Annotated in this window: 14 protein-coding genes; 12 read left to right on the top strand and 2 right to left on the bottom strand. The window is 54.6% G+C overall.

Annotation, left to right across the window (positions count from 1 at the left end; all coding sequences use genetic code 11):
• Positions 1-4 precede the first annotated feature (4 nt).
• Complete coding sequence (locus DYE26_RS17600) at positions 5-829, top strand: AraC family transcriptional regulator (RefSeq protein WP_036625884.1); 825 nt, start codon at positions 5-7, stop codon at positions 827-829.
• 533 nt (positions 830-1362) lie between these two features.
• On the opposite strand, the gene DYE26_RS17595 is transcribed toward DYE26_RS17600, so the two are convergent.
• Positions 1363-2247, bottom strand: a complete 885-nt coding sequence (locus DYE26_RS17595; RefSeq protein ID WP_240534189.1) for a Zn-dependent hydrolase — start codon at positions 2245-2247, stop codon at positions 1363-1365.
• A gap of 54 nt (positions 2248-2301) precedes the next feature.
• On the opposite strand from DYE26_RS17595, the gene DYE26_RS17590 reads away from it, so the two are divergent.
• Positions 2302-3681, top strand: coding sequence for a helix-turn-helix domain-containing protein (locus DYE26_RS17590; protein WP_230877192.1), 1380 nt, complete (start codon positions 2302-2304; stop codon positions 3679-3681).
• A gap of 32 nt (positions 3682-3713) precedes the next feature.
• Here DYE26_RS17590 and DYE26_RS17585 read toward each other — a convergent pair whose 3' ends face one another.
• A complete protein-coding gene (locus DYE26_RS17585) occupies positions 3714-4808 on the bottom strand; it encodes an NADH-dependent flavin oxidoreductase (protein ID WP_036625881.1) in 1095 nt (364 codons plus the stop codon).
• Positions 4809-5003: 195 nt separating this feature from the next.
• Between DYE26_RS17585 and DYE26_RS17580 the strand changes: the two genes are divergently transcribed.
• The 10 genes from DYE26_RS17580 (at position 5004) to DYE26_RS17540 (ending at position 13565) form a co-directional block, all read left to right on the top strand.
• The gene (locus tag DYE26_RS17580; RefSeq protein WP_036628767.1) at positions 5004-5330 is read left to right on the top strand and encodes a winged helix-turn-helix transcriptional regulator; all 327 of its coding nucleotides are present in this window, start codon (positions 5004-5006) and stop codon (positions 5328-5330) included.
• Between the two features lie 194 nt (positions 5331-5524).
• A complete protein-coding gene (locus tag DYE26_RS17575) occupies positions 5525-5824 on the top strand; it encodes a YciI family protein (protein ID WP_036625878.1) in 300 nt (99 codons plus the stop codon).
• 188 nt (positions 5825-6012) lie between these two features.
• Entirely contained in the window at positions 6013-8142 is a 2130-nt protein-coding gene (locus tag DYE26_RS17570; protein WP_036625876.1) for a DNA topoisomerase III, read from the top strand.
• A 57-nt stretch (positions 8143-8199) separates the two neighbouring features.
• A complete protein-coding gene (locus tag DYE26_RS33510) occupies positions 8200-8337 on the top strand; it encodes a hypothetical protein (RefSeq protein WP_164815205.1) in 138 nt (45 codons plus the stop codon).
• Positions 8338-9389: 1052 nt separating this feature from the next.
• On the top strand, positions 9390-9695 hold the full coding sequence (locus DYE26_RS17565) for a DUF1294 domain-containing protein (RefSeq protein WP_051985687.1): 306 nt from the start codon (positions 9390-9392) through the stop codon (positions 9693-9695).
• 69 nt (positions 9696-9764) lie between these two features.
• A complete protein-coding gene (locus DYE26_RS17560) occupies positions 9765-10199 on the top strand; it encodes a universal stress protein (RefSeq protein WP_036625873.1) in 435 nt (144 codons plus the stop codon).
• 321 nt (positions 10200-10520) lie between these two features.
• Entirely contained in the window at positions 10521-11249 is a 729-nt protein-coding gene (locus DYE26_RS17555; protein ID WP_036625872.1) for an amino acid ABC transporter ATP-binding protein, read from the top strand.
• Between the two features lie 19 nt (positions 11250-11268).
• Positions 11269-12138 (top strand): glutamate ABC transporter substrate-binding protein, encoded by an 870-nt coding sequence (locus DYE26_RS17550; protein WP_036625870.1) that lies wholly within the window; start codon positions 11269-11271, stop codon positions 12136-12138.
• 95 nt (positions 12139-12233) lie between these two features.
• Positions 12234-12884 carry an amino acid ABC transporter permease gene (locus DYE26_RS17545; RefSeq protein ID WP_036625868.1) on the top strand — a complete coding sequence of 217 codons (651 nt, stop codon included), beginning with the start codon at positions 12234-12236 and terminating at the stop codon, positions 12882-12884.
• A gap of 30 nt (positions 12885-12914) precedes the next feature.
• Positions 12915-13565 carry an amino acid ABC transporter permease gene (locus tag DYE26_RS17540; protein WP_036625865.1) on the top strand — a complete coding sequence of 217 codons (651 nt, stop codon included), beginning with the start codon at positions 12915-12917 and terminating at the stop codon, positions 13563-13565.
• Positions 13566-13622 lie beyond the last annotated feature (57 nt).

Below are 13622 nucleotides of genomic sequence, written 5' to 3'. Positions count from 1 at the left end.
TCCGATGAAGAAGATATACGAACATATCGAAATCGACAGAAAAAAAATGATCAACCTGTTTATTTTTCAGGCCAGAGATACGGAAAGAGTCATTCCTATGCACTTCCACAGCAACATGGAGCTGATCTGCTGTTTAAGCGGAAATTTAAAGGTGTGGCATGAAGGGAAAATCACGGTTTTAGCGGAAAATGACGTGCTGTTCATCAACAGCAATGTCCCGCATTCCACGCAGAGCATCACGGAGAACCGGGTATTGGTGCTGCAATTTCCGGAAACCTTTTTCGCCCATGAACAAGTAAGCATTCAATTAAACACGCAAGAAGGACAAGATGAACCAACCGCGCTTTCCAAATTAAGGGAGCTGCTTATGGATATCTATGAGCTGCATTTTTCCCCGGGCAAATACGATTATATCCTTGAACAAAGCCGGATCATTGAGCTTAAATATTGGCTGGTTCGTCATTTTGGCCAAGCCGCGGATACTCCGCCGGAAATATTCAGCGAAAAGCAGCAAAAAATCAAGGCCATTATGGACTACATGAAAGAGCATTATGCCGAAAACATCAGTTTGGCCGAAACCGCGCGCATCTGCGGCTATTCCGAGGCTTATCTGTCGCGGATGTTTCATAAATACACCGGCCAGACATTTACCGAATACAAGCAGATCCTTTGTTTGGAGAAAGCCATTGATTTATTGGAAACCACGAATAAGTCGCTTACGGAAATATCCTACGAAACGGGATTTCCCAACGTAAAGTCCTTTCGGAAAGCCTTTAAGGAAGTGATGGGGAAAACGCCCTTTGAATACAAAAAGTCCGGTTTGACTTGAGAGGCGGCAAACGCCGGCCGAATTGCAGGCTTTCAAGGGGGACAAAGCCCGAAGGGCGGCGGGATAGGGAGTGGGGATCGGCGATCGTTTGTTTTGTTTGCGGAAACTGGGTTTAGGGACGGTAAAAAATAACGGAAATTCATGTACTTATTATCCAGATTCCTAGCATGTTCATCCCAATTAGCGGAATTTTATGTACTTATTTTTCTATGAATGGTCAAGAATGAGGGTATTTCCTTACGGCTCGAGAAAATAGCGGCATAAATTTCCTCTATTTCTTTTAAATGAGCTGATATCGCTGGATTAACGGCATTTTTGGCTCTTATTTTTTAGGATGAAGATACACGCCTGATTTTTTTGTCAAAAACAGCAAAGGACCGCCAGAGCGATTTTTCTGGCGGTTTTCGTACGCTGGGCTAGCGATTCGCCAGAAACGAAACAACCCCCACGCCCCGGGTTAAACGCCGAGGGAGGGTTGTTTCGTTTCGTTCATGATTAGCGGGTTGAAATGGGACAGGTGAAAACTCCCCGCCTTAATCTTGAGCCAACCGGAGCAGCGTTTCCGCCAAAATATCCGTTCCGCGCGCAATATCACGGCAATCGGTGTATTCTTCGGGGCTGTGGCTGATGCCGTCTTTGCTGGGCACGAAGATCATGGCGATCGGGGCGAATCTGCCGACCAGCATGGAGTCGTGGAAGGCTCCGCTGACCATTCTGTGGTAGGGAATCCGTTTTTGCCGGCAGGCCGATTCCAGCAGGGCGACGATCTTTGTGTCCGAACGGGTGGGCAGGTCGTCGTTGATTTGTTCCAGCGAAACCGTTACGCCGCGCCTGGTCTCGACTGTGCCGATGAATTGCCGCAATTGTTCAACGAGGCGGCGCTTGCTTTCATATTCGCTGTCGCGGATATCGATCGTGAACCGTACGTCGCCGGAGATGACGTTGGAAGCGCCGGGCAGCACTTCCGCTTTCCCTACGGTGGCGACCGTATCGGGACTGGCGGATTGGATGGCCAGCCGTTCCAACTCCAGGGAAATTTCGCAGCATGCCAGGAAAGCGTCATGCCGCAGATGCATCGGGGTGCTGCCCGCATGGCGCTGCTGGCCGGTCAAGGTCACGCGAAAATTGGTCGGAGCGGAGATGGTGTGCACGATGCCTACCGGCAGATTCAGCGATTCCAGCACCGCGCCTTGCTCGATATGCAGCTCGACCGCTCCGTGCACCTTGCCTTTAGGCACGGGAATTTCGGCGAAGCGGGAAAGATCGTATCCCAGTTCTTCCAACACTTGCGGGAGCGATTTGCCGTCCTTATCGGTCAGCGAATAGGCCTCCTCCAGCGTCAATTCGCCGGCCAGGGCCCGGCTGCCCAGACAGCCAAGCCCGAAGCGCGTCGGTTCCTCCGAGGTATACACGACCACTTCAATGCTGCGTTTGCGGGGAGCGCCGGCCTGGGTATTAAGACGAAGCGTTTTTTGGCGGAAATTCCCGAGTCCGTTCTGGCGCTGGCGGATGAACTGCGCTTCCCGCTGATCGAATTGGCGCTGTCGCCTTCCTTGGGGGAATTGCTGCAGGAGTCCCTCAATTTTATTCTGGAGAAGCACAATGACGAATTGCGCTATGCGCTGCGCATGCACCGCGACTTCTCCGCGTTGATCATGAAGGGAGGGGGGCACGATGCGATTATTCAAGCCCTGTCCGGTCTGGTCGGCGGGGAGGGGATGCTGGTGGATCAACGGGGAAGGGTGATCGGCGGTTCCGCCGGAAGGAGCGGCGCGGCGGGCACCGCCCGCCTGCAGGAACAGATTCAGGCTGCGGCGGCCGGAATGCGGAGCTGCGGCGGCAAGGTTGCGGAATTTTGTCTGCTGCCCGGCGGGGACGGGGAGCGCTGCGAGGTCATCATGCATGCGATCGAACTGCCTTATCATTCCGCATACTTGGTATTGGTGAACGCGGGTCTGGCGGAGTCTCCGCTGCCGCGGCTGGCCATTGAGCAGGCGGCGAATGTCATCGGCTTTGAACTCGTCAAACAACAGGCTTTGAAAGAGCGGTTCCGGCGCTACAAGGACGAGTTTTTTGAAGAACTGATCGCGGGGACGTTCAATTCGCGGCAGGAGATCCTGTCGCTGGGAAAACGCTACGGACTTCGGGATGCCGCCGGTTATATGTGCGCGGCCGGCAAGCTGGATGACCCGGGCAGGAACGGGGCGGAGGGGGGGAATGCCCCCTACCAGCGCCGGGATCATCTTTATGAATTGCTCAAAACGAAACTGGACGTCCACGAGCTTCCCGCCCTATTGTTCAACAGCAAGGAGATGTTTGTGATCGTGCTGCAGCGGGGCTGGGATGCCGGGGCGGGAGAGCTCCCGCTCGTCCCCTGCCTGATCCAGTTCCAGGAGGAACTGGAGCGGGAGGAGGGGCTTTCTTTTTCGTTTGGGATCGGCAATCAGGCGGAACAGGCGACTGGGCTGCCCAACGCTTACAAAGAAGCGGTCAGCGCCCTGCATACGGGCTACCAGTCCCGGCAAACCCGGTTTATTCAATATTACCGCACCAAAGAGGTGTTCGAGCTGCTGAAAATGGTTCCGGATGTGGCCTTGACCGATTTTTATCAGGAAACGTTTCAAGCCATTCTGGAGACGGACGACCGGGAACGGCAAGATTTAATGGATACGGCCCGCGTCTTCCTGGAGACGCAGGGACAGATCGGAGAAACCGCCAAGCGCCTGTTCGTTCATCGGAATACCGTGGCCTACCGCCTGGCTAAATTCGAGCAATTGACCCGCTGCAACCTTCGTGATCCAGATGATTCGCTGCGTCTTAGGCTTGCTTTTCTGGCGGAAAAACTGCTGTGAAGGAGCCGCCCCCCCGAATTTCCGCCTGAATTTCAATCTATAAAATCAATGTATCGGGTTATCTGGCTCCATAAGCCTCCCGGAATCTTGAGTTTCTCTTGGTCATGCCGGGACAGCTCCGTCCGGATTTCCTCTTCCTTGCCGAGCCTTGCTTTTTCCAGCCAGTCGGGATCCATTAAGAGGGCGCGGCCTATGCCGATGAATTCTACCCCGGTTTGCCGAGCGGCGGCGGCGTCTTCCGGGGTTCGCAGCTCCCCTGCCCCCAATAGCGGTATGCGGTCGCCGGTTATCGATTTGATGATTTCTATTCTTGGCCGCTTGTCTTCCGTTCCTCTGCGGGGAACAGACCAGAACCGGACCAAAGATACGTTCAAATAATCCAAATCCTGATCCGCCAGCACATCCACGAACTTCATGGTATCCGCCATGGTAATTCCGGGCGTCTCCCGCTCTTCGGGAGAGAACTTGTAGCCGACGACAAATGACGGATCCCCATAGGTTCTCGCGATGCGTGTAACCTCTTTAATGATCGCGAGCGGAAAGGACATGCGTTTCTCCAAGGTCCCGCCCCATTTATCGTTTCGCCGGTTATAATAAGGCGAGAAAAACTGATGAATCAGATAACCGTTGGCGCCCATAATTTCGACCCCGTCAAAACCGGCGGCAATGGCCCGTCTTGCGGCGTCTCCGAATGCTTTTATAATGGCATGGATCTCCTCCTCGGATAATTCCCGCGGAACCGGCGCGCCCGGAGCGTCAGGCGCTACTGCGCTGGCGCTTACCGTATTTCTGCTCCCTCTCGCCCCGATGTGAAAAAGCTGCAGAATCGCCTTGGCTCCATCGGCTTTGAGAGTCTGCGCAAGCCGCTGCAGCCCGGGAATATGTTCATCGGACTCGGCTCCCGGCATGCCGGGATAGCCGGCACCCGCAAGGACGGTGGTTGCCGACGTGATCGCCATTCCGACGTCCTTCACCCGGCGAGCGTAATAGCTCAATTCTTCATCCGAGATAAATCCGCCGGGAAGGGAACCGGAATGCGCCATGGGAGGCATGACAACTCTATTTTTTATACGGAGGCCGTTTTTAAGGGTAAACGGCTCAAACAGCGGTACGTAACGCTCTTTCATCGTGCAATCCTCCTCGTATTGTAAATAAGGCTCGTTTCAAGCGTAACAATTGCAGCCTGGAGCCACAAGAAGGCAATTTTTTTCTACTAAGTATCAAAGTTTAAACCTGCTCACTTTTTTTACCTTGATAAAATGCTATAATTGGCGAACAATCCATTTCAGGAAGCGATACATTTTCAGAAAGCGGTGATCGAAGTGTCTGCAACGAATTCAACGGAAGCTTGTTCATCCTTGATTGACGGTGTGTTGAAGATTCTTTCCGGCAAATGGTCTTTACCGGTGCTGGCCGAACTTGTCCATGGCAAGAAACGGTTTAACCAGTTAAAACGCAGCCTCGGGAATGTCAATGCAAAGGCCTTGTCCGACACTTTGAAGCATTTGGAGTCCCATGGAATCATACAGCGCCAGGTGGTGTTCACGGTACCTGTTACGGTCGAGTATTCATTAACGGAAAAAGGCCAATCTTTCCGGGCTGTTTTTCACGAAATGGGGCGTTGGGGCGAACAGTGGAACCAAGAGTAAAAAAAAGAGGGATTTCAACTGGCGTTTTATGTCCGGAGACGGACTCGCAAGCTTGCCGGACCGCCCCTTGGTATCGCGGATGCTGGGCGAATGTTATAATGTAGCGAGGAAAGGAGTGTTTCTTCGAACTCATTTTGGATTAGGGGAAGTTTTTAAATTATTGAACTGGAAAAGAAACAATAGGGGGAAATGAGATGTTTGTCATCATTCTTACATACACGAAGCCGCTTGAAACGGTGGATTCTTTGCTGCCGGAACATGCGGCTTATCTGGAGCGGCAATATGAAAAAGGGGTATTCATCGTTTCCGGAAGACGAGTACCGAGAGATGGCGGAGTAATTTTAGCCAATGCGGGATCCCGTGAGGAAATCGAAGCCATCATCGAGGGCGATCCTTTTTATAAGGAGAAGGTCGCTGTCTATGAGGTCCTGGAGTTTATGCCGACCCGGTTCGATTCCAGGTTCGGTGCATTTGTCGGGCCCACGAATTCCTGAGCGGCCTGACGAAAGGGAGAGGTTTTAGCCGCAGGGCGCGAGGTTAGGGAAGGCGCCGGCTTCCGCAATGTCCCGTCAACTCGGCGGTCCGGCCGGCCCGGGCCGTTTGCTTCAGGCTATGCGCTTTGTGCCGGGGAAATTAGCAAATGGTATAATGTAGCGAGGAAAGGAGTGTTTCTTAAGAACTCATGAAAACGTTGGTATTGGCGGAAAAACCGTCGGTCGCGCGGGAAATCGCCCGGGTGATCGGCAGCCGCGATAAGCATAAGAGCCATTTTGAAGGACCGAAATACGTGGTGACCTGGGCGCTGGGCCATTTGGTCGGTTTGGCCGAACCGGAGGATTACGACGGGAAATACGGGACTTGGTCCTTGGAGGATTTGCCGATCCTGCCGGGCAAAATGAAGCTGAAGGTGCTGCGGGAAAGCAGCCACCAGTTTAAGGCGGTGCAGCAGCTCATGCGCCGTCAGGATGTCGGCGAGCTGGTTGTGGCGACCGATGCGGCTCGGGAAGGCGAACTGCTGGCCCGCTGGATTATGGATATGGTGAAGTGGAACAAGCCGTTTAAGCGGCTGTGGATCTCCTCGCAGACGGATAAGGCGATCAAGGAAGGTTTTGCTTCGCTTAAGCCGGGCAGCGAATACGAGCGGTTGTACCAATCGGCGCGCTGCCGGGCCGAAGCCGACTGGATGGTAGGGCTGAACGTGACGCGGGCCCTGACCTGCAAATTCGGTGCCCCGCTGTCCGCTGGACGCGTGCAAACGCCGACGCTCGGGATGATCATGCAGCGGGAAAACGAAATCACCCGCTTCCGCTCGGAGGAGTACAGCGTCCTGCACGCCGATTTCGGCAAGTTTGAAGCGGTGTGGCGTGGAGCGGGCGGGGATTCGCGTATTTTCGCTGCGGATCAGCTGACTTCCTTGAAAAGCAAGCTTGAAGGGCGGACCGGTAAAATCGTCAAGCTCGTAAAAAACGAAAAAGCGGTGCCGCATCCGCTGGCCTATGACTTAACCGAGCTGCAGCGGGACGCCAACCGGCTGCTCGGCTTCTCGGCGAAGCAGACGTCGAACGTGCTGCAGCGCCTGTATGAGCAGCACAAGCTGGTTACGTATCCGCGGACCGATTCGCGGTATTTGACCGCGGATATGGCGGATACGCTGAAGGAGCGCTTGACCAGCGTCGCCGTCGGCCCTTACGCGCCGCTGGCCCGCCCGCTTCTTCGCAAGGCTTTGCCGCTTGGCAAGCGCATCGTCGACGACAGCAAGGTCACCGACCACCATGCCATTATCCCGACCGAACAGACCGTGCTGCTGAACGCGCTGAACGCAGAGGAACGGAAGCTTTACGATTTGATCGTGCGGCGGTTCATCAGCTTGTTTTATCCGCCGGCCCGCTTCGACCAGGTCAGCGTAACGGTGGAGGTAGGCGGGGAGACGCTTCACGCGAAGGGGACAACGATCAAAGACAGCGGCTGGCGGGCCGTATATGACGGCGAAGCCATCGACGAGGACGAAGACGACCGCGAAGAGGAGAGCGGCGCCGCGCTGCCGGAGCTGAGCCAGGGCGAGACGGTAACGGTAGCACGCTGCCGGGTTACGCCCGGCCGGACCCAGCCGCCGAAGCGCTACACCGAAGCGGCCCTGCTGACGCAAATGGAGAAGCATGGCCTGGGAACGCCGGCGACGCGGGCCGATATCATCGAAAAGCTGGTCAGCTCCGACACGATCGAGCGGCAGGGCAATTTCCTGCACCCGACCGGCAAAGGCAAGCAGCTGATCGAGCTGGCGCCTTCGGACCTGCGCACGCCGGAGTTAACCGCCCGCTGGGAGGCGGAGCTGGAACGCATCGCCCGCGGCAAAGGCAAGCCGGAACCGTTCCTGCAAGGCATTCGGGAGATGGCGGTGGGGCTTGTGCAAGGCGTGAAGAACAGCGGTGCGACCTACAAGCCGCATAATGTGTCAAACAGTCATTGCCCCGATTGCGGAACGAGGCTGCTGGAGAAAAAAACCAAACGCGGCTTGCTGCTCGTGTGTCCGGCCGAGGACTGCGGCTACCGCCGGTCCGGGGAAAAGCGGCTTTCAAACCGCCGCTGTCCGCAGTGCCACAAGAAGATGGAGCTGAAAGAAGGCAAAGCCGGGATGTACGTGCAGTGCCTGTCTTGCGGCATTACCGAGGTGCTGGGCAAAGGCAAGGACAACAAGCACATGAACAAACGCGAACAGCAGAAGCTCGTCAAGCAATACTCCAAACCGGAATCGATCGGTTCCAATTTGGGCGAACTGCTGAAGGCGGCGATGGAGAAAAAGAACAATTCGTAAGGATTGCCGCATAAAACGGCCGCCTCTACGGGACGCTACGTACTGGAGGTGATGAGGGTGCCGCATCATAAAGCGCGGGATACTGAAAACCGGCAGAACAAATCGAGCATTTTGGAGAAGACCGTCGCCGCCAAGCCGAAAAAACAGGCGGATTATCCCCCTAATCTGAACGAAATTGCAAAAAACGAAACTTGATTGAAACGATGGCGGCTCCCTTGACGGGGAGCTTTTTTTTTAAAGATTACCGGCTTGGCGCCGGCCATTAATTGCAAAACCTCAGACTGTTGAGAAAGTCCATTTTTAAAAATTTGAACACAAAATTCGGGCTCAAGACCAAAATCAGTGCTTGACAAAATAAATGATGACATAGATGGTGTTGTCTCTCCAAACCCACTTTGCACGATCATCCCTATGGTTCAGGAAGCCAAGTCACCTGGTCAAACGGGATAATCGTGAAAAGCCTCCGGATAGCGAATCTAGCTCCAGGAGTCACAGTCTGAAAACCTGCAACTAACCTTGCATCCACTTGCCCAATCATTCGTTTAATTGCATTTCGTACATTTATTTCCTCGTTATTAGCCTTATTCTTCGAAAGATGGCGGAGTAATTGCAGGTTTTACACTTATCCAAGCGCTGCGGCAGCATTTCCGGGTGAGTAACTGTACTTTTTGCAACTATACTATTCCATTCAACAATGGGGGGAAAGCTGGAGCCGGAAGCAGGTACGCTCGGGTGCGGCCATTACTTTTCTACAACTGCCGCCGGATCACTCCATGAAGTCGCCTCGAAAACCGGGAAAACTTTCTCCTTTGATCCAATGCCAATTCCGGATATTGATAGCCGCTTCACCCGGTTACAAAAACGAGGCTGCCTGCGCCCTATAAAATCCCAGCGAAAAACATAAGGAAACATAAGGACAAAAAAGGCCGTTATTCCGGCGATATCCGTCAAGTTGAGAGAAATAGAGGCATTTTATGCCGCTATTTTCCCAAGTCGGCAGATAATGCCCGCGTTCTGAACCCTTCCTAGGAAAATAAGTACAAAAAATGTCGCTACTGGAGATGAACATGCCAACGCTCCGGGTATAAGTACATAAAAGGCCGCTATTTTGAAGGCGCATGATGCCGGATTGTAGAAGCGGCCAATCGCTTCCGCTCCTATACGAGCTCTGTCAGCTTTGAGTGTATGTCTTGTCCAAAAGTGTTTTTGCTTATACGGGCTATAAAGTTATAATGGACTTAAGACAAATGTTCTCAAGCGGCGGGGAAAATAGGAAGGAGGCGGCGCATACGCGAGCGGTTTTGCTGTTTTGGTTTTTGTTTATCAATGTTGTGGCCTACTTGGTGATGTCCGACGATAAAAAGCGCGCGAAGCAGAGGCGGGAACGGATTCCCGAGAAAACCTTGTTTCTGCTGGCCGCGATCGGAGGGGCGCTCGGCGTGCTGTTGGCGATGAATGCCAAGCGGCACAAGACGAAGCATCTCAGCTTTCGGATCGGCGTTCCACTTCTGCTTCTGCTTAACGCCGTACTCTACGGGTATTTCCTAATATAAGAGGTGGCTTCTCGGTGCTGAAAACCTGACTTTTTGAACTTGCAATATAACAAAAGAGAGGTGTCACGCATGTTGTTTAACAAAATCGTTGCTGCGTATGACGGGTCGAAGGCGGCCAACAAAGCGCTGGACAAAGCGATCGAATTGGCCAAGTTGTCGGCGGATACGGAGCTTATTGTGCTCCATGTTTACGATTTCCCGCGGTTTTACGTGGCCGAGGGATATGCCCCGGTTCCGGCTTCGATGAATCAGGATTATTTCAATCTGGCGTCGAAAACGGCGGATGAGGCGGAAAATCGGCTCAAAGAAGCCGGGTTAAGCGCTAAGATGGAGCTCGTGCAAGGGCCGGCGGCGGAGACGATCCTCGAATACGCGGGCAAAAACGGAGCCGATCTGATCGTCATCGGCAGCCGCGGGCTGGGCGGCATTCGCGAGTTTGTGCTCGGCAGCGTCAGCCATAACGTCGTCCAGCATGCGCAAATACCGGTGCTGGTCGTAAAATAAGCGGATAAACATTAGGCAAGAAGGCAGTCCTTTGGGTCGATGAATGACCTGGCGGGCGGCCTTCTTTTTTGTGCGGATTTTTACTCGGGAGGGCCGGAAAGTCGGTGTGAGGTAATGTGACGCCTGTCCAATAAGCGGGCGAGACAAGTTACCAAGAAAACGCTTTAATAAAATTAATTTTAAGCCGTTAAATTCATTTTTCGTAGGATCATGTAGTTTTTTATAGTCTCTAAAGTAAGGTTGAAGTCAAATGTTACGATTACTTACATAGAACCCGCGCAGTGTCGTAATAACGATCTACACAACAAAGGAGGGCTGCGATTGATCCAGTTTCACGAGGTGGATAAACATTACGGGAGTTTCCATGTTCTGAAGGGGATTAATCTCCATGTTCAGGAGGGCGAAGTCGTAGTTGTCGTCGGCCCGTCCGGCTCCGGCAAAAGCACGATGCTGCGCTGCATCAACCGGCTGGAAACGATCACGAGCGGCGAACTGACGGTGAACGGCGTGCCGGTGAACGACCGTAAAACGGACATCAACAAGGTCCGGCGCGATATCGGCATGGTTTTTCAGCATTTCAACCTGTATCCGCACAAAAAAGTAATCGACAACATTACGCTGGCTCCGATCAAGGTGCTGCGCAACTCCAAGGCCGAAGCCGAGCAAACGGCGATGTTTTATTTGGAAAAGGTCGGCATCGCCGATAAGGCGTACGCCTATCCGTCCCAGCTGTCGGGCGGGCAGCAGCAGCGGGTCGCCATCGCGCGAGGGCTGGCGATGAAGCCGAAAATCATGCTGTTCGATGAGCCGACGTCGGCGCTTGACCCCGAGATGGTCGGGGAGGTGCTGGACGTGATGCGCGCGCTGGCCCGCGAAGGGATGACGATGGTGGTGGTTACGCACGAAATGGGATTCGCCCGGGAAGTCGCGGACCGGATTATTTTTATGGATCAAGGGCAAATCCTGGAGGAGGCCCGGCCCGAGCAGTTTTTTTCCAATCCGCGCGAAGAGCGGACGCGAGCGTTTCTTAGTCGTTTGTTAAGTCATTAAAAACGAGGGGGTTACTACAATGGCAAAGAAGAAGAGATGGAAATTGGCCGGGATCGCGATCGTATGCGCTTTGTTCGTGCTCGCGGGCTGCGGCGGCAATAACGCGGGCGGAGGCGGCGCAACCGCCGGTACTGGAGGCAACGGCGGCAATGCCGCGGCGTCGGAGGGCGGCTCCGGGGCGCTGGACAAAATCAAGGAGCGCGGAAAGCTTGTGGTCGGCGTGAAGTTCGACACGAAGCTGTTCGGCTTGAAGGACCCGGCCACCGGCAATGTCGAGGGCTTCGACATCGATATGTCCAAGGAGATCGCCAAACATATCCTCGGCGATGAAAATGCGCTCGAGCTGAAAGAGGTGACCTCCAAGACGCGGATTCCGATGCTGAACAACGGCGAGATCGATATGATCGTCGCGACGATGACGATTACGGAGGAACGCAAGAAGGAGGTCGATTTCTCCGACGTATACTTCCAGGCCGGCCAATCGCTGCTGGTGAAGAAAGGAAGCCCGATCAAGGGGATCGAGGACGTCACGGCCAGCACGACCGTGCTGGGCACGAAAGGCTCCACCTCGGTAAAAAATATCCGGGACAAAGTACCTGGCGTCAAAGTGCTGGAGTTCGACAACTATCAGGACGCGTTCAACGCGCTTAAAGCCGGCCAAGGCGACACGCTGACGACGGACGACTCCATCCTGTACGGCATGGCCGCCCAGGATGCCAATTACGAGGTGGTCGGCGAGCCGTTCACCGACGAACCTTACGGCATCGCGGTGCAGAAAGGCAACGCCGATATCGTGCAGGCCGTCAACGATACGCTGAAGGAGCTGCATGAGAGCGGAGAATACGACAAGCTGTACGAAAAATGGATCGGCAAAAAGCCGTCGCAATAATGCGGTATGCTGTATGCGGGCTGCGGCTGTCAACGTTGCGCCGGGGCGCTGTGAGTTGAGAGCGTTTTTGCCGGTCAGGGGAAGGTGATTCGGGCATGGACTTTTCAATTTTAACCGACTATTTCGGCACCTTTATGGAAGGATTTCGCGGGACGGTTGTTTCCAGCTTGCTTGCGCTCGTCGGAAGTTTTGCGCTGGGGACGCTGATCGCCGTATTCCGGATCGGGTCCATTCGCGCGCTGCGCTGGTTCGGTACGGGGTACGTCGAATTTATCCGCAATATTCCGCTGCTGCTTGTCGTATATATTTTTTATTACGGTCCGGCTGCGTTGGAATTGCCGCTGGACGGTTTTACCGCCGGGACGATCGGGCTGGCGGTTTACACCTCGTCCTTCATTGCCGAGGCCATCCGCGCCGGCATTATGTCGATCCCGCGGGGGCAGACGGAGGCGGCCCGTTCTTCGGGGCTCAGCTACGCGCAGACGATGGTCCACATCGTGCTGCCGCAGGCGATCCGGCTGGTCATCCCGCCGCTGGGCAACCAGTTTATCAACCTGATCAAAAACTCGTCCGTCCTGACGATCGTCGCCGGCCTGGATCTGATGTATTTCGCCGACATCGTCAATACCGATACGTTCCAAACGTTTGATACCTATGTATTTGTCGCTTTGTTTTATTTGGCGCTCACCTTGCCGCTCAGCTACGGGGTGCGGGTGTGGGAGCGCAAGCTGGAGCGCAAATATTAGGGGATTGGCGGCTGAAAGGAGGGGGTCCGGATGGACTTTGCCGGGGCGTATTCCGCGGAGAATCTGCAATTTTTGCTGGAAGGATTGTATTTTACGCTGCTGGTGGCGGTGGCTTCAATTGCGCTCAGCTTCCTGTTCGGCTGTATCGTCGGCGTCATTCGCTATATGCGGCTGCCGGTGCTGTCGCCGGTTTTGCTGGTCGCCGTGGAGCTGATCCGCAATTTGCCGCTGCTGTTGATCATCTTTTTTATGCGGTTCGCCCTGCCGGAGATCGGCATCAAGCTGGGGCTGGTGAGCGCCACGATCACGGGGCTGACGATCTTCGAAGCGGCGATGATCGCCGAGATCGTGCGCGGGGGGCTGGCCTCGATCGACAAAGGGCAAATCGAAGCGGCCCGCTCGTCGGGCTTAAGCTCGCTGCAGACGCTGTGGCACATCGTGCTGCCGCAGGGCTTGCGGCGCATGGTTCCGCCGCTCGTCAGCCAGTTCATTTCGTTGCTGAAAGACACGTCGCTCGCGGTCGTCATCTCCCTGCCGGAGCTGATGCACAACGCCGGCATCGTGATCGGGCACGGCTACGCCTACACGATCCCGATCCTGCTGCTGGTCGCGCTGATTTATTTTACGGTCAACTTTTTGCTGTCCCTCGTTTCCAGACGGTTGGAGGCCCGGCACGCATAAACTTAACCCTTACACGGCGTGGCATGGAAGGTATAGGCGCCGTCCCCGAAATATGGT

Origin of the sequence: Paenibacillus macerans (assembly GCF_900454495.1) — a bacterium.
GTDB classification, from domain to species: domain Bacteria; phylum Bacillota; class Bacilli; order Paenibacillales; family Paenibacillaceae; genus Fontibacillus; species Fontibacillus macerans.
The sequence above is the reverse complement of the archived record's forward strand: the minus strand, read 5'-3'. Positions and strand labels throughout refer to the sequence as shown.

Coding starts and splice junctions, on each gene's coding strand:
- DYE26_RS17600 (WP_036625884.1), top strand. CDS start 5: ATGAAGAAGATATACGAACATATCGAAATCGACAGAAAAAAAATGATC.
- DYE26_RS17585 (WP_036625881.1), bottom strand. CDS start 4,808: ATGAAAGAGCGTTACGTACCGCTGTTTGAGCCGTTTACCCTTAAAAAC.
- DYE26_RS17575 (WP_036625878.1), top strand. CDS start 5,525: ATGTTTGTCATCATTCTTACATACACGAAGCCGCTTGAAACGGTGGAT.
- DYE26_RS17570 (WP_036625876.1), top strand. CDS start 6,013: ATGAAAACGTTGGTATTGGCGGAAAAACCGTCGGTCGCGCGGGAAATC.
- DYE26_RS17565 (WP_051985687.1), top strand. CDS start 9,390: ATGTTCTCAAGCGGCGGGGAAAATAGGAAGGAGGCGGCGCATACGCGA.
- DYE26_RS17560 (WP_036625873.1), top strand. CDS start 9,765: ATGTTGTTTAACAAAATCGTTGCTGCGTATGACGGGTCGAAGGCGGCC.
- DYE26_RS17550 (WP_036625870.1), top strand. CDS start 11,269: ATGGCAAAGAAGAAGAGATGGAAATTGGCCGGGATCGCGATCGTATGC.
- DYE26_RS17545 (WP_036625868.1), top strand. CDS start 12,234: ATGGACTTTTCAATTTTAACCGACTATTTCGGCACCTTTATGGAAGGA.
- DYE26_RS17540 (WP_036625865.1), top strand. CDS start 12,915: ATGGACTTTGCCGGGGCGTATTCCGCGGAGAATCTGCAATTTTTGCTG.